General features: G+C 71.6%; 23 protein-coding genes. 14 read left to right on the top strand and 9 right to left on the bottom strand.

The features are described from left to right. Positions 1–169: 169 nt before the first annotated feature. Together K7396_RS24700 and K7396_RS24695 are read left to right on the top strand one after the other, a co-directional pair. A complete protein-coding gene (locus tag K7396_RS24700; RefSeq protein ID WP_152104413.1) occupies positions 170–1,174 on the top strand; it encodes an aldo/keto reductase in 1,005 nt (334 codons plus the stop codon). Between the two features lie 206 nt (positions 1,175–1,380). Continuing rightward, positions 1,381–1,962, top strand: coding sequence for a TetR family transcriptional regulator (locus K7396_RS24695; RefSeq protein ID WP_086720777.1), 582 nt, complete (start codon positions 1,381–1,383; stop codon positions 1,960–1,962). A 25-nt stretch (positions 1,963–1,987) separates the two neighbouring features. Here K7396_RS24695 and K7396_RS24690 read toward each other — a convergent pair whose 3' ends face one another. Beyond that, positions 1,988–2,944, bottom strand: coding sequence for a LysR family transcriptional regulator (locus K7396_RS24690; RefSeq protein ID WP_086720778.1), 957 nt, complete (start codon positions 2,942–2,944; stop codon positions 1,988–1,990). A gap of 222 nt (positions 2,945–3,166) precedes the next feature. On the opposite strand from K7396_RS24690, the gene K7396_RS24685 reads away from it, so the two are divergent. Further along, the gene (locus K7396_RS24685; RefSeq protein WP_086720779.1) at positions 3,167–4,222 is read left to right on the top strand and encodes a YncE family protein; all 1,056 of its coding nucleotides are present in this window, start codon (positions 3,167–3,169) and stop codon (positions 4,220–4,222) included. 78 nt (positions 4,223–4,300) lie between these two features. Here the strand turns inward: K7396_RS24685 and K7396_RS24680 are convergent, their stop codons facing one another. From K7396_RS24680 to K7396_RS24660, 5 genes are all read right to left on the bottom strand, one after another. After that, positions 4,301–4,852, bottom strand: a complete 552-nt coding sequence (locus tag K7396_RS24680; RefSeq protein WP_086720780.1) for an anthrone oxygenase family protein — start codon at positions 4,850–4,852, stop codon at positions 4,301–4,303. A 2-nt stretch (positions 4,853–4,854) separates the two neighbouring features. Beyond that, positions 4,855–5,130: a DUF2087 domain-containing protein gene (locus tag K7396_RS24675; RefSeq protein WP_086720793.1), complete on the bottom strand. Its 276-nt coding sequence runs from the start codon at positions 5,128–5,130 to the stop codon at positions 4,855–4,857. Positions 5,131–5,200: 70 nt separating this feature from the next. Then, on the bottom strand, positions 5,201–5,629 hold the full coding sequence (locus K7396_RS24670) for a VOC family protein (protein ID WP_086720781.1): 429 nt from the start codon (positions 5,627–5,629) through the stop codon (positions 5,201–5,203). A 264-nt stretch (positions 5,630–5,893) separates the two neighbouring features. Beyond that, the gene (locus K7396_RS24665) at positions 5,894–6,532 is read right to left on the bottom strand and encodes a response regulator (RefSeq protein WP_086720782.1); all 639 of its coding nucleotides are present in this window, start codon (positions 6,530–6,532) and stop codon (positions 5,894–5,896) included. 8 nt (positions 6,533–6,540) lie between these two features. Next, on the bottom strand, positions 6,541–7,767 hold the full coding sequence (locus tag K7396_RS24660; protein ID WP_086720783.1) for a sensor histidine kinase: 1,227 nt from the start codon (positions 7,765–7,767) through the stop codon (positions 6,541–6,543). A gap of 175 nt (positions 7,768–7,942) precedes the next feature. Between K7396_RS24660 and K7396_RS24655 the strand changes: the two genes are divergently transcribed. Next, the gene (locus tag K7396_RS24655; RefSeq protein WP_086720784.1) at positions 7,943–8,395 is read left to right on the top strand and encodes a hypothetical protein; all 453 of its coding nucleotides are present in this window, start codon (positions 7,943–7,945) and stop codon (positions 8,393–8,395) included. Positions 8,396–8,777: 382 nt separating this feature from the next. On the opposite strand, the gene K7396_RS24650 is transcribed toward K7396_RS24655, so the two are convergent. Next, the gene (locus tag K7396_RS24650) at positions 8,778–10,160 is read right to left on the bottom strand and encodes a glycine--tRNA ligase (RefSeq protein ID WP_086720785.1); all 1,383 of its coding nucleotides are present in this window, start codon (positions 10,158–10,160) and stop codon (positions 8,778–8,780) included. A 211-nt stretch (positions 10,161–10,371) separates the two neighbouring features. Between K7396_RS24650 and K7396_RS24645 the strand changes: the two genes are divergently transcribed. From K7396_RS24645 to K7396_RS24615, 7 genes are all read left to right on the top strand, one after another. Next, positions 10,372–11,334 (top strand): metal ABC transporter substrate-binding protein, encoded by a 963-nt coding sequence (locus K7396_RS24645; protein WP_086720786.1) that lies wholly within the window; start codon positions 10,372–10,374, stop codon positions 11,332–11,334. A gap of 32 nt (positions 11,335–11,366) precedes the next feature. Continuing rightward, positions 11,367–12,146 carry a metal ABC transporter ATP-binding protein gene (locus K7396_RS24640; RefSeq protein ID WP_086720794.1) on the top strand — a complete coding sequence of 260 codons (780 nt, stop codon included), beginning with the start codon at positions 11,367–11,369 and terminating at the stop codon, positions 12,144–12,146. Next, on the top strand, positions 12,146–13,045 hold the full coding sequence (locus K7396_RS24635) for a metal ABC transporter permease (RefSeq protein ID WP_086720787.1): 900 nt from the start codon (positions 12,146–12,148) through the stop codon (positions 13,043–13,045). The genes K7396_RS24640 and K7396_RS24635 overlap by 1 nt, the downstream gene beginning before the upstream one ends. Before the next feature lie 140 nt (positions 13,046–13,185). Further along, positions 13,186–13,617 carry a Fur family transcriptional regulator gene (locus tag K7396_RS24630; RefSeq protein ID WP_086720788.1) on the top strand — a complete coding sequence of 144 codons (432 nt, stop codon included), beginning with the start codon at positions 13,186–13,188 and terminating at the stop codon, positions 13,615–13,617. A 229-nt stretch (positions 13,618–13,846) separates the two neighbouring features. Continuing rightward, the gene (locus tag K7396_RS24625; RefSeq protein ID WP_086720789.1) at positions 13,847–14,203 is read left to right on the top strand and encodes a WXG100 family type VII secretion target; all 357 of its coding nucleotides are present in this window, start codon (positions 13,847–13,849) and stop codon (positions 14,201–14,203) included. Positions 14,204–14,404: 201 nt separating this feature from the next. Then, positions 14,405–15,439 carry an NlpC/P60 family protein gene (locus tag K7396_RS24620; protein WP_086720790.1) on the top strand — a complete coding sequence of 345 codons (1,035 nt, stop codon included), beginning with the start codon at positions 14,405–14,407 and terminating at the stop codon, positions 15,437–15,439. Between the two features lie 105 nt (positions 15,440–15,544). Beyond that, complete coding sequence (locus K7396_RS24615; RefSeq protein WP_086720791.1) at positions 15,545–16,144, top strand: hypothetical protein; 600 nt, start codon at positions 15,545–15,547, stop codon at positions 16,142–16,144. 102 nt (positions 16,145–16,246) lie between these two features. Here K7396_RS24615 and K7396_RS24610 read toward each other — a convergent pair whose 3' ends face one another. Together K7396_RS24610 and recO are read right to left on the bottom strand one after the other, a co-directional pair. Further along, on the bottom strand, positions 16,247–17,065 hold the full coding sequence (locus tag K7396_RS24610) for an isoprenyl transferase (protein ID WP_086720792.1): 819 nt from the start codon (positions 17,063–17,065) through the stop codon (positions 16,247–16,249). A 90-nt stretch (positions 17,066–17,155) separates the two neighbouring features. Beyond that, positions 17,156–17,902 carry a DNA repair protein RecO gene (gene recO, locus K7396_RS24605; protein WP_086720795.1) on the bottom strand — a complete coding sequence of 249 codons (747 nt, stop codon included), beginning with the start codon at positions 17,900–17,902 and terminating at the stop codon, positions 17,156–17,158. A gap of 891 nt (positions 17,903–18,793) precedes the next feature. Here recO and K7396_RS24600 point away from each other — a divergent pair. From K7396_RS24600 to K7396_RS24590, 3 genes are read left to right on the top strand one after another with little or no spacing between them, the layout of a single operon-like run. Continuing rightward, entirely contained in the window at positions 18,794–20,221 is a 1,428-nt protein-coding gene (locus K7396_RS24600) for an ATP-binding protein (protein ID WP_152104414.1), read from the top strand. Then, entirely contained in the window at positions 20,218–20,646 is a 429-nt protein-coding gene (locus K7396_RS24595; RefSeq protein ID WP_086720768.1) for a roadblock/LC7 domain-containing protein, read from the top strand. The genes K7396_RS24600 and K7396_RS24595 overlap by 4 nt, the downstream gene beginning before the upstream one ends. Then, positions 20,643–21,005, top strand: coding sequence for a DUF742 domain-containing protein (locus tag K7396_RS24590; protein WP_086720769.1), 363 nt, complete (start codon positions 20,643–20,645; stop codon positions 21,003–21,005). Before K7396_RS24595 ends, K7396_RS24590 begins: the two co-directional genes overlap by 4 nt.

Here is a 21,005-nt window from a genome sequence, read left to right as displayed (position 1 = left end):
TGGGCCGATCGCGGCCGACCGACACGGGGCGGACCGGGCGGGGGCGGGCACCGGGAGCGGGGAATGACGTGACGGCTGACAGATATTGAAATCTGTCAGTCGTCATGTCACAGTGGAGGCACGGCAGCCGTACACCCTTCACCTCTCACCCGTTCTTCAGGAGCACGCAGTGCAGACCCGCACCCTGGGCACCAGCGGCCCGCAGACCTCCGCCCTCGGCCTCGGCTGCATGGGCATGTCCGCCCTCTACGGCGACACCGACCGCGGCGAATCCCTCGCCACCGTCCACGCCGCCCTCGACGCGGGCATCACCCTGCTCGACACCGGCGACTTCTACGGCATGGGCCACAACGAACTGCTGATCAACGAGGCCCTGCGCACCGCCCCCGCGGCGGCCCGCGAAAGGGCTCAGCTCAGCGTCAAGTTCGGTGCCCTGCGCACCGTCGAAGGAGGCTTCACCGGCTATGACGGCCGGCCGCATGCGGTGAAGAACTTCGCCGCCTACTCCCTCCAGCGCCTCGGCGCCGACCACATCGACATCTACCGCATCGCCCGCGTCGATCCCGACGTCCCGATCGAGGAGACCGTCGGCGCCATCGCCGAACTCGTCGAGGCCGGGCACGTCCGGCACATCGGCCTCTCCGAGGTCGGCGCGGAGACCCTGCGCCGGGCCGCCGCCGTCGCCCCCATCTCCGACCTCCAGATCGAGTACTCCCTCATCTCCCGCGGCATCGAGGAGGCGATCCTGCCGACCGCCCGCGAGCTGGGCATCGGCGTCACCGCCTACGGCGTCCTGTCCCGCGGCCTGATCAGCGGCCACTTCAACCGCGACCGCAAGCTCGCCGCCAACGACTTCCGCGGCATGAGCCCGCGCTTCCAGGGCGAGAACCTCGACCGCAACCTCGACCTGGTGGACGCGCTGCGCAAGATCGCCGAGCAGAAGGGCGTCTCGGTCGCGCAGACCGCCATCGCCTGGGTGCTCTCCCGCGGCGAGGACATCGTCCCGCTGGTCGGCGCCCGCCGCCGCGACCGGCTGACCGAGGCCCTCGGCGCCCTGGACGTCGTCCTCGACGCCGACGATCTGGCCGCCATCGAAGGCGCCGTCCCGGCCGATGCCGCCGCCGGCGACCGTTACCCCTCCGACCAGATGGCCCACCTGGACAGCGAACGCTGACCGCGGGGGAAGCGTGACCACCGGAGCGGGTACGGGGCACGGCCAGGTACCGTCCGTAGGCCGGTGCACGCAGCCGTACATGCCCCCGGCGCACGGTTCCGGTGTGCGTGGGCCCGTCCGCCCGGGCACCCGGCACCTCCCGGGTGCCGGTCGGCACCGCTCGCCGGCCCCGCCCGCCCCGCTCTCCCGAAAGGCCGCCCCGCCCCATGCCGCCCGAGACGTTGACCCCAGAGCGCATCCTCGAAGCCACCGAGGAGGTGCTGCGCCGCTACGGCCCGGCCAAGGCCACGGTCGTGGACGTGGCGCGCGCCCTGGGCGTCAGTCATGGCAGCGTCTACCGCCACTTCCGTACCAAGGCGGCGCTGCGGGAGGCGGTCACGGAGCGCTGGCTGAACCGTACGAGCGAGGAGCTCTCGGTCATCGTCTCGGCGGAAGGGCCGGCTCCGGAGCGGCTGGACCGCTGGCTGACCGCCCTCTTCGAGGCCAAGCGGCACAAGGCCGGCGACGACCCCGAACTCTTCGCCACCTATATGACGTTGATCGGGGAGAGCGGCGGCGTGGTCGACCGGCACGTCACCGATCTCGAAGCCCAGCTCACGACCATCATCGAAGCCGGCGTGGACCAGGGCGCGTTCCGCACCCCCTCCCCCGCCACCACCGCCCGCGCCGTCTTCGACGCCACCGGCCGCTTCCACGACCCCTGCTACGCCCCCGAGTGGTCCCGCCCCGAGATCACCGCCGACTTCGAGGCCGTCCGCGACCTGGTGCTACGGGGCCTGCGCGGCTGAAACACCCAGCCGCACGCCCTCGCCCCTACGACGAGGTGCCCTTCGGGGAGCCGTCGCCCTCCCCGGAGCCGTCGTCCGTCGTTCTCCCCGTCCCCGACGGGTCCAGGACCGCGGCCGCCAGGCGGTCACGGAACCAACGGTGCCCCGGATCGGCCGAGTTGCGGGGGTGCCAGGCCATCCCGAGGTCGAGGGGGGCCAGGTCGAGAGGGACGGGGAAGGCCCGCAGGCCGAGTGCGGAGAGGGTGTCGGGGAGCCAGTCGGCGAGGGTGAGCGCCACGAGGTCGGTGTTCCGGGCGAGCAGCATCGCGCTCGTATGGCTGGGGACGACGACCGCGACGCGGCGCCGCAGCCCGCGTTCCGCGAGGGCGCTGTCGATGGGGCCGAGGCGTTTGCCGAGGCGGGAGACGCCGATGTGGTCGGCGGCGGCGAAACGGCGGGCGTCGATCCGCCCGTCGAAGAGGGGGTGGTCGCTGCGGGCGACGCCGACCATCGTCATCCGGGTGAGCGGCCGGGTCCGGATCTCCGGGTCCAGGTCTCCCAGGACGCCCAGTTCGATGTCCACCCAGCCCTGCCGCAGCGCCGGGCCGCCCTCCAGAGCCTCCGGCAGGAAGACCACGTCCACCTGCGGGGCCTCCCGGTGGATCTGTTCGGTCAAGGTCCCGGCCAGCCCCACCAGGAGCAGGTCGGCGGCCTGCACGGTGAAGGTGCGCTGCAGATGCGCGGCATCGAAACCCGCCCCGGGCCGCAGGACGTTGTCGCAGCCGCGCAGCAACACGCCCACCTCCTCGCGGAGTTCCAGGGCGCGCGGGGTCGGGACCATGCCCTGGCCCGCTCGGACCAGCAGCGGGTCGCCGACGGCGCGGCGGAGCCGGGCCAGGGTGCGGCTGACCGCCGCGGGCGACGTGCCGAGCCGCTCCGCCGCGCGGGTCACGCTGTTCTCCTGCAGCAGGGCGTCCAGGACACGCAACAGGTTGAGATCCATCGTCGGTCAGCGCTCCTGATCTGCATTTTTCCACCTGAGTCAACTATTCGATGCCAATCTTTGCATTGCCGCGCAATCGCTTCCCGCCGAGAGTGAGGGGGTCCGCGAAAGACACTCGCGCCCTGCGCGACGCGCATCGCGCCCGGCGCCACGCACCACACGCCGCACGCACCGCACGCAGGACACCGCGCGACATCCACCGCCCCACTGAAGGAGCCTCCTGTGCAGCAGTCCCCCCGCACCGGCCGAGAAGGCGATGTGCTGGCCGTGGTCAGCCAGAGCGGCCCGACCGTCTCGTTCTTCGACGCCGCCTCCGACCAGCACGTCGGCACGGTGGAAGTCCTCGCCGAGCCGCACGAGTTGTGCTTCGACCCGACACAGCGCCTGCTGTGGTGCGCCTCGGCGTACCACTCGGGCTACTACCACGCGAACAGCGGCCGGCGCACCGAACTGACCGTCATCGACCCCGACACCCGGCGCATCGTCGAGGTCGTCGACCTCGCCCCGGAACACGGGCCGCACGGACTGGCGCTGGACGCGGCACGCCGCCGCCTCTACGTCAGCGTGGAGGGCTCGGCGGACCGGCCCGGCGGGGTCGTGGTGATCGATACGGAGACCCGGCGGCCCCTGGGCCGGATCGACACGGACGCGCCCGGCCCGCACTGGTTCGCCATCGACCCGGCGGGAAAGACGGGTTTCGCCACCAACAAGGAGGCGCCGTTCGTGTCGGTCGTCGACCTCGAACGGGGCGTCCTCACCGGGAAGGCCGAGGTGCCGGGCAGTGAGGGGCTCGCGGTCTCCGCCGACGGTACGCGCGCCTTCGTCGCCTCGCCCTACGCCGGCACCGTCTCCGCCCCCGACGGGGAACGGCCGGCCACCGGGATCAGGGTCGTCGACGCCCGAACGGCGTCCGTCACCGACACCCTGTTCACGGACAACATCGTCATGCCGGTGCACCTGACGTCATCGGGAAAGCTGCTCGCGGGCGAGATGTGCATGACCGCGGACCCGGCGTCCGGGCCCGGCCGCCATGCGCCCGGACGCCTCACGGTGTTCTCCGCGGACACCCGCAAGCAACTGGGCACGCTGGAGGTGGGGCTCTTCCCGCTGACCATCACCTCGTCTCCCGACGGCCGGCTCGCGTATGTGGCCTGCGTCGTCTCGTCCACCGTCGACATCGTCGACCTGGAGACGCTGCAGGTCCTGACCCGGCTGGACATCGCCAAGCGTGGCGAGCCCGGCGCCCACGGCCTGGCGTACATCCCCCGGGCGGCCTGACCCAGCGCGACCTGACTCCGCGCGGCCTGACCACGAGCGGCCTGACCCGAGCGGCCCGGCCCCGGCGCGGGCGGCTCCTCAGGCCGCGCCCCCCGGACCGGCCGTGCCGTGCAGGAAGAGGGCCCAGGCCAGCGCGCCGAAGGCGGCGGTGTGGGCGAGCGCGCGGACGAGGTTCCAGGTCACCCACCGGCCCTCGAAACCGTCGCGTGCGGCTGCGAGCGGGCCGGACCGGTCGGCCGGGCCGCCGGGCCCACCGGAGGCGGCCGGTTCCCCGTCCGCCGGAGCGTTGTCGAGCGCGTTGTTGAGCGGGACGTTGACGCCACCGGTGACGAGGAAGCCCGCGAGGTACAGCACCAGGGCGGCCAGGATCCAGGGCAGGGCGACCCGGCCGTGCCCGTTCCAGGCCAGGACGGTGGCGAGGACGAGCAGGGGAACAGGCAGCAGGAAGGCGAGCAGGAACCAGCCGTTGACGATGGCCCGGTTGATGTTCTGCATGGCCTGCACGAAGGTGCGGTCGGCGGTACGGCCGAGGCCGGGCATCACCGCGTAGGCGAAGGCGGTGAACAGGCCGGCCATCAGGCCCGCGCCGAGCGTCGCGACGAGCAGCGTGGCGGTCTGCAGAGCCCGCACGGCTACCCGGCTCTCCGGTAGCTGCTGCCGTCCTTGGGCCGGGTCAGCAGGCCCGCCACGACGAGGTAGCGGCGCAGCGCCGAGCAGTCCTCGTGCACCGTCAACAACGCCTCGTTGACCTCGCGTTCGCTGTACTCCCGGTCCCGCTCGAACAGCGTCTCCGTGAGATGGACGAGCAACTGCTCGCGGCGGGCCGCCTTCCGCGGGATCGCCGTCAGCCGGCCCCGGGAGAAGAGGGCGGCCACCCCCTGTGAACCGCTCGGCCCTTGGTCAGTCATGCCGGCAGCCTCCCGCGCCGCCGCCTCCGGGCAACGCATTTTCCCTGGAGGCGGCGGCGTGGGGCCCCGGCTAGGGCCGGACGTAGGGCCGGGTCATGATCTCCATGTTGTGGCCGTCCGGGTCGTCGAAGTACGCGCCGCGACCGCCGAACAGGCGGTTGATCCGGCCGGGTTCGGTGTGGTGGGGGTCGGCGTAGTAGGTGACCCCCACCGCTTCCAGGCGGGCGATCATGCCGTCGAACTGCTCGTCGGGCACGAGGAACGCATAGTGCTGCGGCTGGACGGGCTCGTCACGCCGCTCGTAGTAGTCGAGCGTCACGCCGTTGCCGAGGTCGACGGGGAGGAACGGGCCGAACGGCGCGCCGACCGCCAATCCCAGTATCGCGGCGAGGAAGTCGGCCGACAGCCGCCGGTCCCTGGCGTAGACGGCGGTGTGGTTCAGCTGGACGGCGGTCGTCGGCGGTCCGGCCGCCTTCGGGTGCTGTGGTTCGTGCGACATGTGGGGTGGTGTCTCCGGGTCTCGGTATCCGCTGGGAGGGGCGCCGCATACGGGCGCTGCGCAGAAGACGCGGAAGAAGGGCGGGGCTCTGGCCCGCCTCGCGCTCACGCCGAGGCCGGGAACCCCACTCGTGCGTGGCCCAAGGCCGACCCGGCAGTCACCCGGCCGACCTTAGGGATCAACCCGGGCCGGGGCAACGCCTTTTCCGGCTCCTGCACCCCGGCGCACTCGGCCGACGTCCCCGCGACTTCAGCCCCCGGCCCCCTAGCCGCCCACCCCGAGGAAATGCAGCACCGCCAGCACCCGGCGGTGATCCGCGTCCGCCTTCGGCAGGTCCAGCTTGGCGAGGATGTTGTTGATGTGCTTGGCGACCGCGCTCTCGCTCACCACGAGCTGCGCGGCGATGCCCGCGTTGGAGCGCCCCTCCGCCATCAGGGCGAGCACCTCGCGTTCGCGGGCCGTCAGGCGCTCCACCGGATCGCTGGCGCGCCGCACCAGCAACTGGGCGACGACCTGCGGGTCCAGGGCGGTGCCGCCGGCCGCCACCCGGCGGAGCGCCTCGATGAACTCCTCGACGTCCGCGACCCGTTGTTTGAGCAGGTAGCCGACGCCGCTGGTGTTCGTCGCGAGCAGATCGGCCGCGTAGCGCTCCTCGACGTACTGGGAGAGGATCAGCACCTTGGTGGCGGGGTGCCCCCGGCGTATGGAGAGTGCGGCGCGCACGCCCTCGTCGGTGAAACCGGGCGGCATCCGGACGTCCACCACCGCGAGGTCGGGCCGGTGTTCCTCGACCACCGCCAGCAGCTCCTGCGCGTCCCCCGCCTCGGCCACCACCTCGAAGCCGGCCATCTCCACCACCTTGACCAGCCCGACCCGCAGCAGAACGGAGTCCTCGGCGATCACGGCACGTCTCACATCGGGCACGGCAGCTCCACGCTCATCATGGTCGGGCCCCCCACGGGGCTGCTCATCCGGAAGGTTCCGTCCACGGACCGCACGCGCTGGGCCAGGCCCTTCAGGCCGCTGCCCCCGGACGGATCGGCGCCGCCCGGACCGTCGTCGGCGATCACCACCCGCAGTATCTCGCCGAGCCGGGTGACCGTCACCTCCGCCCGGGTCGCCTCCCGTGCGTGCTTGGCGACGTTCGTCAGCGCCTCGGAGACGACGAAGTAGGCGACCGCCTCGACGGCCGGGGCCGTGCGCCGCGGCAGGTCGGGCGGCAGATCCACCCGCAGCCGTACGGGCAGCGGGGCGCGGGCGGCGAGCCCCGACAGCGCGGCGTCCAGGCCCAGTTCGTCGAGGACGGCCGGATGGAGCCCGCGCACCAGATTGTTCAGCTCCTCGATGGCGTCCTTCGCCTCGCGGTGTGCGGCATCGATGACCTGCCGGGCCTCCGGCGGCAGGTCCGTCAGGGTCGCCCTGGCCAGCCCGAGGTTCAACGCCAGGGACACCAGCCGCTGCTGCGCGCCGTCGTGCAGGTCGCGCTCGATGCGCCGGCGCTCGGCATCGGCGGCGTCCACCGCGCCGGCCCGGCTCTCGGTGAGGTCCTCGACCCGGCGTGCCAGTTCGTCGGAGCGGCTGACGCCCAGTACGGCGCGTCCGACCAGGATCTCCAGCCGGACGAGTCCGCCGGCCAGCGCCGGCACCGTGGCGAGCGCCGCCAGGCCGAGCACGGTGACGTAGGAGGCCGTGGTGGTGTAGCCGACGTGCGCGATCCGCCACGGGGCCGGCACCAGCCAGATCCACACCAGGACCAGCGAGGCCGCCAGGCCCGCCACCAGCAGTGCCAGCAGCAGGAGTTCCAGCAGCCCGAGCAGCGGACCGATCAGCAGGTGGTAGGCGAACTGCCGCTTGGCCTCCCTGAACCGCAGCCGCGGCAGCTCCACGCCGCACAGTGCCCGGAACCGCCAGCGCTGCGGCTCGGTCAGCCCCCAGCCCGCGACGATCTCCAGGGGAAGCGTGCACGCCAGCACCACCGGGGTGTCGGGGTCCGGGTCGAACGCGGTGCCGAGCGCCAGCATCACCACCCAGAAGTGCAGCAGCAGCGGGAGGAGATGGAGCGTCAGCCCGGCGGCCGTGAAGGCGATGTCACGGCGCAGGCGTACGAGAGCCCGGCGCAGCCGGGGCGGGACGGTCATGGTGTCACCGTATGGGGCCCTTCCCGCTGTGACCATGACAGCAATATCCGTGACGGGGGTGTAGCTGGTGCCACCTCATGTCGGACAGCCGCGTTACTGACGGTGGCCCGCGGAATCCGGAGTGTTGACGACGAGCCCGACGGCCGGGTTCACGACTCCGGAAGAGACCCGACCCATGACCCTCATCGCCTTCAACTCCCCCTTCGAAAGCGGGAGTTACTCCGCCGTCCGGGATGCCCGCGACACCGCCCGGCCCGGCAGGTCGCGGCGCCTGCCGGGCCGGATCCTGACCGGCGCCGGGCTCGCCCTCCTCCCCTGGCTCGGCTACCTCGCCGGTACGCTCCCGCCCGCCGAGGCCGCCGCCTGGGTCGCCCTCGACGCCCTGGAGGCGGCCGCCCTGCTCACGGCCGGCACCCGCCTGCTGCGCGCCGACCCCCGCCACCGCGCCCCTGCCCTCGCCGCGGCCGTCCTCCTCGTCGCCGACGCCTGCCTCGACCTCGCGACCGCCGCGCCCGGCGTGGAGCGGATCACCGCCCTGGCCATGGCCATCGGCGCGGAACTCCCGCTGGCGGCCCTGTGCGCGTACCTGGCGTCGCGGCCGGCGCGAGCGGCCCGCGACAGGGCCTAGGGGACGGCCGAACACTTCCCGTAGGGGACGCGAGGCCCCCCTTCGGGGCCACAACGCGGAGGCACGGAGCGGCATTCCCACTGCGTGGGGGCGCTGGGGAGCATTGCCGCAGCGCGGGGGTGCCGGGGAGAACTCCCGCAGCGCGGGGCCCGGAGAACGCGCGCCCTCCCCACCCCGCCGCCCCGCACACAGCACCACCAGCACACCACCGACGACCAGCCCCACCCCCACACACCAAAAGCGCCGACCGGGCCCGGAAAGAATCCGAACCCGGCCGGCGCTCAGGACCACACGCGGGGGAACCGCCCCACCACCGGACCAGCACCCCCACCCAAGGAACGGGCGCCGCCCCACCAAGGACGGACCCGCCCCCCTCGGCGGACTAGCAGCCCAGCAGTCGCGCGCCCAGGTACGCCTGGATCTGGTCCAGGCTGACCCGCTCCTGCTTCATGGTGTCGCGCTCGCGGACGGTCACCGCGTTGTCGTCGAGGGTGTCGAAGTCGACGGTGACGCAGAACGGCGTGCCGATCTCGTCCTGGCGGCGGTAGCGGCGGCCGATGGCGCCCGCGTCGTCGAACTCGATGTTCCAGTTCTTGCGCAGGTCCGTGGCCAGACCCTTCGCCTTCGGCGACAGCTGCGGGTTACGGGAGAGCGGCAGCACCGCGACCTTGACCGGCGCCAGGCGCGGGTCGAGCTGCATGACGGTGCGCTTCTCCATCTTGCCCTTGGCGTTGGGCGCCTCGTCCTCGATGTACGCGTCGAGCATGAAGGCGAGCATCGCGCGGTTCACACCGGCCGCCGGCTCGATGACGTACGGAGTCCAGCGCTCGCCGGCCTCCTGGTCGAAGTACGACAGGTCCTGGCCGGACGCCTTGGCGTGCGCGGACAGGTCGTAGTCGGTGCGGTTGGCCACGCCCTCCAGCTCGGAGAACTCGGTGCCGCCGAAGTTGAAGCGGTACTCGATGTCGGCGGTGCGCTTGGAGTAGTGCGAGAGCTTCTCGGCCGGGTGCTCGTACCAGCGGATGTTCTCCTCGCGGATGCCGAGGTCGCGGTACCAGTTCCACCGCTCGGCCATCCAGTACTCCTGCCACTGCTCGTCCTCGCCCGGCTTGACGAAGAACTCCATCTCCATCTGCTCGAACTCGCGGGTCCGGAAGATGAAGTTGCCGGGCGTGATCTCGTTGCGGAAGGACTTGCCCATCTGCGCGATGCCGAACGGGGGCTTCTTGCGGGAAGTCTGCTGCACCTGGGCGAAGTTGGTGAAGATGCCCTGGGCGGTCTCGGGGCGCAGGTAGGCGACCGAGGCGGTGTCCTGGGACGGGCCGAGGTGGGTGGAGAGCAGGCCGGAGAACTGCTTGGGCTCGGTGAAGCCGCCCTTGTTGCCGCAGTGCGGGCAGTTGATGTCCGCCATGCCGTTCTCGGGGAGCCGGCCGTGCTTGGCCTCGTACGCCTCTTCCAGGTGGTCGGCGCGGAAGCGCTTGTGGCAGGAGGTGCACTCGGTGAGCGGGTCGGTGAAGGTGGCGACGTGGCCGGACGCCTGCCACACCTCGGGGGCCAGGATCACCGACGAGTCGATACCGACCACGTCTTCGCGCGAGGTGACCATGGCGCGCCACCACTGGCGCTTGATGTTCTCCTTGAGCTCGACGCCCAGCGGACCGTAGTCCCAGGCAGCGCGGGAGCCGCCGTAGATCTCACTGCAGGGGTAGACGAAGCCACGGCGCTTGCTCAGGCTGACGATGGTATCGATCTTGTCGGCGGCCACGGTGCTCTCTTCATTACGACGACGAACGATGGATGGGCAGCGCCCTAGCGCCTCGCTGGGGGGTGGTGGTCGGGAGACGGGTGGGCGAATAGTTCAGGGTACCGGCGGCCGTACCCTCTGGATCAAATCGGTTCCGGCCCCGTTGTCGTCCCGCTCACACCGCCCCGACTGTTGTTGACAATCGTTTCCAACATTGTTGAAAATGAGTGTCATGAACATACGTCGTCGCATATCCACCGCGGCCCTCGCCGGGGTCTCGGCACTCGGCCTGCTGGCCCTCTCCGCCTGCTCCCCCGCCGGCGGGGCACGCACCGAGGACGGCAGGCTGCGCGTGACGGCGTCCTTCTACCCCATGGAGTTCCTCGCCCGGCAGATCGGCGGGAAGCACGTCGAGGTGACCGACCTCACCAAGCCGGGCGTCGAGCCGCACGACCTGGAGCTCACCCCGAAGCAGACCGGCCAGCTCGGCGACTCCGGCGCGATCGTCTACCTCAAGGGCCTGCAGCCCGCCGTGGACGACGCCGTGGCGCAGTCCGGCAACAAGCACGTCGCCGACGCCGCCGCGCTCACCTCCCTCGAAAAGCACGGCACCGAGGTCGACGGCCACCACCACACCACCGGCGACAACCACTCGCACTCCGAGGCCGAGGGCGGCGACGACCCGCACATCTGGCTGGACCCCGTGAAGTACGCCGAGGTCGCCCGGGGCGTCAACAAGACCCTCGCCAAGGCCGACCCGCACCACAGGGCCGACTTCCAGAAGAACACCGACGCCCTGGTGAAGCGGCTGGACGGGCTGGACAAGGAGTTCCGGGACGGGCTGAAGAAGCGGTCCTCGGACACCTTCCTCACCACCCACGCGGCCTTCGGCTACCTCGCCGAGCGCTACGGCCTGACCGAGGAGGCCATCAGCGGCCTCGACCCCGAGTCCGAGCCCAGCGCCCACCGCATCAGGGACCTGCACACCCTCGCCGCCCGGCACCACGTCTCCACCGTCTTCTTCGAGACGATCGCCAACCCGGCCACCGCGAAGACCCTCGCCGGCGACCTGCACCTGAAGACCGACGTCCTCGACCCGCTCGAAGGGATCAACGGCAAGTCCCGCGGAACCGACTACTTCGGGGTGCAGCGCGCCAACCTCGCCGCGCTCCAGAAGGCGCTCGGCAGCAAGTGACGGACACCGCACAGCACGTGACGGAGGTCACCATGAACCAGTCGCCCGCCCAGCCGGTCATCGACCTGCGCGGCGCCACCGCCTCGCTGGGCGCCCGCCCCGTGCTGCGCGGCGTCGACCTGACGGTGCACACCGGGGAGGTCGTCGCGCTGCTCGGCGCCAACGGCTCCGGCAAGTCCACCGCGGTCCGCTCCGTGATCGGCCAGGTGCCGCTCACCGGCGGCGAGCTGGCCCTCTTCGGGACCCCGTTCCGGCGCTTCCGGGACTGGGCCCGGGTCGGCTACGTCCCGCAGCGCACCACCGCGGCCGGCGGCGTCCCCGCCACCGTCCGCGAGGTCGTCACGGCCGGCCGGCTCGCCCGTACGAAGCTGGGCGTCCTGCGCAAGGCCGACCGGGCCGCGGTGCGCCGCGCCCTGGAGCTGGTCGGCATGGCGGACCGCGCCAAGGACTCCGTCAACGCGCTGTCCGGCGGGCAGCACCAGCGGGTGCTGATCGCCCGTGCGCTGGCCGGCGAACCGGAACTGCTGATCATGGACGAGCCGATGGCCGGCGTCGACCTGGCCAGCCAGGAGGTGCTCGCCTCCGCGCTGCGCGAGCAGGTCGGCCGCGGCACCACCGTCCTGCTCGTGCTGCACGAGCTGGGGCCGCTGGAGCCGCTGATCGACCGTGCGGTGGTGCTGCGGGACGGCTGTGTCGTCCACGACGGCGCGCCGCCCGAGGCCGTGGGCCAGCACGCGCTGCCCGGCCATGACCATGTCCACCCGCACGCCGACGTGGCGGCGGAACCGATCCGGACGGGGCTGCTGAGCTGATGGAGATCCTCGACTACGCCTTCATGCAGCGGGCCCTGATCGCCGCGCTGATCGTCGGCATCACCGCCCCCGCCATCGGCATCTACCTCGTCCAGCGCCGCCAGGCCCTGATGGGCGACGGTATCGGCCATGTCGCGCTGACCGGCGTCGGCCTCGGCTTCCTGCTCAACACCAGCCCGGTGTGGGTCGCCACCGCCGTGGCCATCGCCGGCTCCGTCGTCATGGAGCTGATCCGCTGGTACGGCCGCACGCGCGGCGACCTGGCTCTGGCCATGCTGTTCTACGGCGGCATGGCGGGCGGCGTGATGCTGATGAACCTCTCCGACGCCGGCTCCAACGCCAACCTCGGCACCTACCTCTTCGGCTCGATCACCACCGTCTCGTCGCAGGACATGACGACGATCTACGTGCTGGCCGCCCTGGTACTGGCGATCACGATCGGGCTGCGCCGCCAGCTGTTCGCCGTCTGCCAGGACGAGGAGTTCGCCCGGGTGACGGGCCTGCCGGTGCGGCTGCTCAACCTGCTGGTCGCGGTCACCGCCGCGGTCACCGTCACCGTCGCCATGCGCGTCGTGGGGCTGCTGCTGGTCAGCGCCCTGATGGTGATCCCGGTCGCGGCCGCCCAGCAGATCAGCCGCAGCTTCGCGGTCACCTTCGCGGTGGCCGTCGCCATCGGTGTCGCCGTCACTCTTACGGGCACCGCCACCTCGTACTACGTGGACGTGCCGTCCGGCGCCACGATCGTGCTGTTCGCCATCGGACTGTTCGTGGTCTTCACGGCGCTCGCCGCGCCGCTCGCGAAAAAGCGCGCCAGGGCTGCCGCGGAGGGCACCGAGGGGTGCACTCTGGAGGTACCCGGCAGCCGCACCGCCGCGGACGAGGTGAGCGTGGGCGGGTGAAGACGGGTAGAGATGTCCGGGAAGGCACTGTGCGATACGGAGCGAGGCGCGTAAGCGTTCCCCCGGTGGTCCGGTCATCACCTGGCACAATGGCGGGACGCACGTACAGGGGGAAGTCCTGACGTTCTAGGGAGGCAACGGTGGCGACGAGCGCGGGATCTCCGGTACGCGGCCGGTCGACGCGGCAGCGGACCGCGGTGTCGGCCGCACTCGACGAGGTCGACGAGTTCCGCAGTGCGCAGGAGCTGCACGACATGCTCAAGCACAAGGGCGACTCCGTCGGGCTGACCACCGTCTACCGGACGCTGCAGTCCCTCGCCGACGCCGGCGAGGTCGACGTACTGCGCACCAGCGAGGGCGAGGCGGTCTACCGCCGGTGCAGCACCGACGACCACCACCACCATCTGGTGTGCCGGGCCTGCGGCAAGGCCGTCGAGGTCGAGGGCCCCGCGGTGGAGAAGTGGGCCGACCAGATCGCCGCCGAGCACGGCTTCCGGGACGTCGCGCACACCATCGAGATCTTCGGGACCTGCGGGGAGTGCGCGGCGGCGCCGGCCGCGGAGAAGAAGTAGCCGAGAAGCAGCAGCGAACGGGCCGTCTCCCCACGGAGGCGGCCCTTTTGCGCGTCCGGCCCGCCCGGCCCGTCCGTCCGGGCCCCGGCTCCCGGTCCCGTCCCGGACCGCGCCGGCGGACGGTTCGGGGCCCTCGCGGACCGCGCCAGGGGATGACTGTCAGGTACACGCTGGTGCTAGCCTTGCCGCGGCAACAGCGTGGAGCCACACGCACACACGGGGGTAGAACATGGGCGTTCTCGGAGAACTCTGGGACGACGGCACGAAGCTGGTCGGCGACGCGGTCGAGATCGGCAAGGACGTCTTGATGGCGCCGGCCGAGATCGCCCACTGGGCGCTGACCCAGATGTTCGGCGGCGGCGAGGCCGACCTGCAGAAGATCGCGACCGAGCTGAAGACGCTCAGCACCGAGCTGGACGGCCTGACCAAGGAGATCAACTCCGCCCTCGGCCACCTCACGTGGCACGGCCCGGCCTCCGACGCCTTCGTCCGGGTCGCGCACGGCCGCGTCAAGGAGATGAACCAGATCTCCGACGACCTCTCCACGCTGAGCACGTCCGTCACCCGCCTGTCCCAGGTCTACTGACGGCGGTCCGCTGACGGCGGGCCCGCTGACGGCACCTCAGCCTTTCGCAGCCTCCTCGGGGCGCTGCGCCCACGGAACCGGCGTCCGCCGGGCTCCTCGTTCACCGGCTCCCTCTCCTCGGAGCCCGGGTCCTTCGCACCGCACCACCCGCCGCGCCGGGTGCTTTTCGCGGTTCACCACCACATCACGGGGGTTGTACGGATGGCAGGCGACACGTTCGGCGTGGAGACGGCGGAACTCGCCAAGATCCAGAAGGACTGGCTCTCGGTCAGCCGGCGGATGGTGGAGCTGAACCAGCGGCTCGGCGAGATCAAGGAAACGCTGATCACCGCGGCGGGCATCGACCTCGCGACCGCGCCGCTCGCCTCGCTCCCCGGCTTCGGCATCGCCTACCAGGTGCTCGCGGACGTCAAGGACATCGCCGAGGTGAGCGCGCGTCTGGAGGCGAGCAAGAAGAAGCTGCTCGACGAGCTGGCCGGCGACGCCGAGAAGATCAAGATGGTCAAGGCCGAGTACGAGGCCAATGAGAAGAAGATCGAGGACGCGCTCAAGAAGATCAAGGACCGGAAGAAGGACCACGACGCCCCGCACTCCCCCGGGCACACCGGCGGCGGCAGCACCGGCGGCGGCAACGGCGGCTCCTCCGGTGGCGGCGGGGGCGGCGGCGGTGGCGCCGCCGGTGGCAGTGGCGGCCCGGCCCCCGAGCAGGGGCACGGCGACGGCAAGTGGGAGACGAAGGGCGACTGGGACGCCTGGTCGCCGGGCAAGCACCACACGACCACCGGCGCTGGCGTCGAGACCGCGCCCGACACCTCCGGTCTGCCCGGCGAGCGCAAGGACATCATCGACCGCGCCCTGGAGCGGGTGAACCACCGCATCGGCTACAGCCAGTCGGCCACCACCAACGGCTACCGCGACGACTGCTCGGGCTTCGTCTCCGCCGCCTGGGGCCTGGAGCCGCCGGGCCTGAACACCTACGGCCTGATGGGCAACGACACCGCCCATGTGATCACCAAGGACGACCTGCAGCCGGGCGACGCGCTGATCGCCGGGGACCACACCGTCCTCTTCGGCGGCTGGGCCGACAAGGAGCACACCAAGTACATCGCCCTGGAGGACAACGGCTCCCAGGGCACCGTCTCGCACGTCATCCCGTACCCGTACTACTCCGGCGACGCCGCGCACGAAAGGTCGATCGGCAAGCCGTACGTGCCCTACCGCCGCAACGGCCTCTAGGACGCGTCCGACCCACCGGCCCCCGGGGCCGCGGCGCCCGGCACCGCGGCCCGCCCCGGGCCGGTCCCGGCGCGTCCGGGCCCGCACACGAGAGAGAACGCCTGCATGTTCACCCGCCGCCTGCTCGCCGCAGCCGCCGCCACCGCGGCGCTGGCCGCCCTCACCTCCTGCAAGGGCGAGGACCCCGCCGCCGCCCCGGAGACGCACGCCTCCGCCGCCGCGTCACCGCGGTCCACACCGACCGACGCGGAGAGCGCCCCGCCGACCGACGCGCCCACCGACGGCCCGTCCCCCGCGGCGTCCGCCTCCGAGCAGAAGGACCTGCCGATCGACCCGGAGCCGTCGTCCGACTGCACCCCGGCGCGGCTCGCCAAGGGGCACCGGATGGTGCAGGTCACCGGGGCACCGGCCGGGGGCCGGCTGTCCGCGAAAGAGGCGCGGTTCGCCTGCGACCCCAACGGCGGCGGATACGCGGGAGCCGGCAAGGCCGCCGCGTACCGGCTGGCCGCGGGCGCCACGGCCGAACTGACCACCAGCGCCACCGGCCACCGCACGGTCCCCCTCACCACGCTCGCCGGGCACCTCACCGCCTGCCTGAAGCACGACCGGGTCGAGCCGCCGCTCGCCTGCTCGGGAGACATCTACGAACTCACCCTGAACGGCTCCGGCGCCGTGACGCACCTCCGCGAGATCTGGCACTCCTGACGGGTCCCGGCAATACGGAAAGGCAGCACAGCAGGCAGCACGGAAGAGGGGCCGGCGGCGTCCGGACGAACGCCACCGGCCCCTCTTCACGCCTCCCGGCGCCTACGTCGCGGGCTGCTCCTCCGCCTCCGGGGCCGCCCCGAACCTGCGGTCCCGCTTCGCGTACTCCAGGCACGCCTGCCACAGGTTCCGCCGGTCGAAGTCCGGCCACAGGATGTCCTGGAACACCATCTCGGCGTACGCGCTCTGCCAGATCAGGTAATTCGAGGTCCGCTGCTCACCGGACGGCCGCACAAAGAGATCCACATCCGGCATGTCCGGGTAGTACATGTACTTCGCGACGGTCTTCTCGTTCACCTTCGACGGGTCCAGCTTTCCGGCCCGCACATCCGCCGCGATGGCCGCCGCCGCATCGGCGATCTCGGCCCGCCCGCCGTAATTCACGCAGAAATACAGCGTCATCGCGTCGTTGTTCTTGGTCTGCTCCTGGGCGATCTGGAGCTCCTGCACGACCGACTTCCACAGCTTCGGCATCCGCCCGACCCACCGGATACGAATACCCAGCGCGTCCATTTCGTCACGGCGCCGCCGGATCACATCGCGGTTGAAGTTCATCAGGAACTTCACCTCGTCGGGCGACCGCTTCCAGTTCTCCGTCGAGAAGGCGTACAGCGAAAGGTTCTTCACGCCCATTTCGATGCAGCCCTTGAGGACATCCATGACGACGCCCTCGCCGACCTTGTGGCCCTCGGTGCGCGGCAGCCCGCGCTCCTTGGCCCACCGGCCGTTGCCGTCCATGACGACCGCCACATGGTTGGGAACGAGCTCACCGGGGATCTTCGGCGGCCGCGCACCGGAAGGGTGCGGCTCGGGCGTCACGTACTCACGTCGATTACGGCCCAGAATCCCGCGTCGTGCCATGCGGCCCACGTCTCCTATGTGTCTTGAGGGCGTCTTGCCTTGAGGGGCGTATGTGTCTTGAAGGACGTATGTGTCTTGAGGTGGTCTTCGCTATTTCTCTACGTACCGGAGGGAACGCAGGCCCCGCTCCAGGTGCCAGTGCAGATACGCCGTGACGAGCCCGCTGCCCTCCCGGGCGTGGCGGGCCTCGCAGGCGTCCGCGGTCTCCCAGTCGCCGGTCAGCAGCGCGCTGAGGAGCCCGATGGCCTCAGAGGAGGGTACGACGCTCCCCGGCACCCGGCAGTCACCGCAGGTCACCCCGCCCGACGCGACCGAGAAGAACCGGTTCGGACCGGGCATCCCGCACCGCGCGCAGCTGTCGAAGCTGGGCGCGTAGCCGTTGACGGCGAGCGAGCGCAGCAGGAAGGCGTCCAGCACCAGATGCGGCTCGTGCTCGCCGCGGGCCAGCGTCCGCAGCCCCCCGACCAGCAGCAGGTACTGCTGCACGGCCGGCTCGCCCTCGTGGTCGGTGAACCGCTCGGCGGTCTCCAGCATGGCCGTCCCGGCCGTGTAGCGGGCGTAGTCCGTGACGATCCCGCCGCCGTACGCCGCGATCGTCTCGCTCTGCGTGCACAGCGGCAGCCCGCGCCCGATCAGCTCGCTGCCGCGCGCATAGAACTGCACGTCGACATGCGAGAACGGTTCCAGCCGCGCCCCGAACTTCGACTTCGTCCGCCGCACCCCGCGCGCCACCGCCCGGACCCGCCCGTGCCCCCGGGTCAGCAGCGTGATGATCCGGTCCGCCTCCCCCAGCTTCTGGGTGCGCAGCACGATGCCGTCGTCGCGGAACAGACTCATGGCGCCATTCTCGCGCATCGCGACGGAGCCACGGTCCTCCGGCCCGTCGCGGCACCCGGACCGTGCGCCGGCCCCGACTGCGGCCTTGTACCCGCCGTCAGCCCGCCGGGCATCGGCCAGCCGTCGGGCGGCGGTCGTCACGCTTCCCGTTTCCCCGATCCACTTCATCGCGTTCCCACCTTCCACGGTTTCACTGTTCGCATTCGGAGAGTGACGCTGCGCATCGGGGCGGCGCAAGGAAATGAGCTATACAGCTGCTTTGTATGAGAAGCGCGCAGGGAAGCTCGCAGAAGAAGGGCGAAGGAAAGGCAGTCCCGGCCGAGGCGCCGCCGACAACCGGGGCGGAAATAACGGGAGTCGGCCCCCCGCAGCTCAGGCCACTCGATGACGCCCCGCCAACTGCTCCACAAAGAGGCGGTATTGCGGGTGTGGCGTGGCCGATCCTGCCGTGAGTTCGCGGACGCGAGCGGCCTACGATCTGTCCGGGGGTCGCCGCACTGCCGCCGGAGGCGCCCCTGCCCCTGACCGGACCGGCGGTGGAGGGACTCCGACGATGCGCGAGCCCGGCCGGCCCGGCGCCCACCCTCCCCGCCGCCCCCTGGGCCGCCTTCGCCGAAGCCGTCAAAGACGGGCATCTCGGCGTCTCCTGAACGCTTTTCACCAGGCGTACACACCAGCCACACAAAGGCCCCGCCATCCCACTGGATGACGGGGCCACATCACGTTATCGTCCGGGGCATCGCGGGCGGAAGGCGACCTTCCACACTTCTCAGTCCCCCGTGGGAAGTGGCCCTCACGGCACGTCAACTGCCCGGTAGCATCCCGTGATGATCGGCAGCACAACGCCGTGATGGCCGGCCGACCCAGTCAGTACCCCAATTGAGGATCTCGATGACATCCATACCGGAGGCGCTGTTGTGGTGCCTCAGCGCAGGTACGGCCGCCGCCGTGGTCCTGGCGGCGCTCTCGATCCGGGCGCGCGGGCAGCGCGCGGACCTGAGATCACGCCTCTCCGCCGCTGAGGAACAGAACAGCGCCACGCTGCACAGCAATACGGAGCTGTCGGCCCGGCTGCGCGCCACCGAGGCCGAGATCCGGCACCTGGCCGGTACCCGGCTCCCCGACCTGACGCTGGCGCTGGCCCACCCGCACGTGCCCGTACCGGGGCTGATGGACGCCCGGTTCGCCGGGACGGAGACCGACCAGGCGCTGAACGCCGTACTGGAGCAGGTCAGCGACGCGATCACCAAGGAGCGGGCGCGGGTCGACGCCGCCGCCCAGTCCACCCTCCGCGGCGCGACCACCACCATCCAGGCGCTGCTCTACCGCCTCCAGACGGCGCTGCAGGACATGCAGCACCGCTACGACGACCCGAACGTCGCCCAGGACCTGCTGAACGCGGACTTCCTCAACGAGCAGGCGCTGCGGCGCATCCAGGCCACCGGTGTCGTCTGCGGCGCCTGGCCGGGGCTGACCCGCGAGGACTCCTACCTCGCCGAGCTGGTCGTCGGCGCCACCTCCCGGCTGCGCGGCTACGAGCGGGTGCAGGTCAGCAACCAGCTGCGCGACCCGATCGCCGTGGTGGCGCGGGCCGTGGAGCCGATCGCGATCGTGGTGACCGAGCTGCTGGCCAACGCGCTGCACCACTCGCACCGTGAACTGCCCGTCACCATCACCCTCCAGCAGGGCAACCGCGGCGCCTCGGTCATCGTCGACGACTACGGCGTCGGCATGCACGACGACGAGCTCAAGGCCGCGATGGAGCTGCTGTCGGGCGACGACGACCTGCTGCTCACCCAGCTCGGCGACCCGCCGCGGTCCGGGTTCGCGGCGGCCGGCCAGCTGGTGCGCCAGTACGGCTTCGGGGTGCACGTCGAGCCGTCGCCGTACGGCGGTGTGCGGGCGGTCGTGTACATCCCGGGTGACCCCCTCCTCACCGTCCTCGACGAGAGCGCCCAGCCGATGTCCGTGATGGCTCCCCTGCCGCACCGTTCCGCGGTGCCGGATCGTTCCTCCTCCGTCCTGCCCACCGGTTCCGCGACGCCGCCCCCGGCCGCCGCACAGCCCGCGCCCGCCGCGCAGCCCGCGCCCTCCTACGAGGCGCCCGTCCAGCAGGCCGAGGGCGAGCTGCCGCGCCGGCGCCGCCGCAAGCCCGTCTCCGAACTCGATGAGAGTGCCGAGCGCACCGCATCGCTTCCCCCGCGCTCCCCGGAGGAGACCGGATCCCGTTGGGCCGCGCTCCAGCGCGGTACCGAATCCGGCCGGGCAGCCGCCCAGTCAGAACCCCCTCGCAGTCCCGAAGGGAACGCACAGTCATGAACAGCCCCACCCGCCGCCGTGTCGCCGAGGACAAGTCCTGGGTGCTGGCGCCCCTGATGGAGTTGCCGCATGTTGTTCACGCAGCCGTGATCTCCGGCGACGGCTTCATCGAGGGCGCCTCGCCGGGCCTGCAGCGTGAGGCCGGCGAGGGCGTCGCCGCGATGATGTCCGCGCTCCAGGGTGCGGGCCGCGCCGTGACCGCGGCGTTCGCCGGGAAGGACGACGCCCGGCTGCGGCAGACGGTCATCGAGTCCGACGACGGCTTCGTCTTCGCGATACCCGCCGGCGAGAACACCTGCCTGGCGGTCTTCGCCGGTCCGGAGGTGAACATGGGCGTCGTCGCCCACCACATGCAGATCCAGGTCACGACCCTGGGCAACAAGGCCATGAACAGCCCGGCCCGGGACCTGGGCAACCCCGTATGACCCCCCGCCAGAGCAGCGGCAGGCGCCTCGTCCCGGCCTACCTGGCCACCGGCGGACGCGCCCAGCCAAGCCGCAACACCCTGGACCGGCTCACCCTGCTGCACAGCGTGGGCATGCCGATCACCAGCGAGGTACGCCCGGAGGAGCACCGCATCCTGGAGCTGCTGCAGCCCGGGGCGCTGTCTCTGGCCGAGGTCGCCGCCCACCTTCACCTGCCGGTGAGCGTGGTGAAGGTGCTGGTGGCCGACCTTGTCGACGCCGGGCGGCTGCACGCCCGGGTGCCCATTCCCGAAGCCGAGCAATTCGACCGACAGATCCTGGAGAGGGTTCTCGATGGACTCCGCTCTCTCAAGTCCTAG

It is taken from the genome of Streptomyces angustmyceticus, assembly GCF_019933235.1.
GTDB classification, from domain to species: Bacteria; Actinomycetota; Actinomycetes; order Streptomycetales; family Streptomycetaceae; genus Streptomyces; species Streptomyces angustmyceticus.
This window is presented reverse-complemented; position numbering and strand designations above follow the sequence as displayed.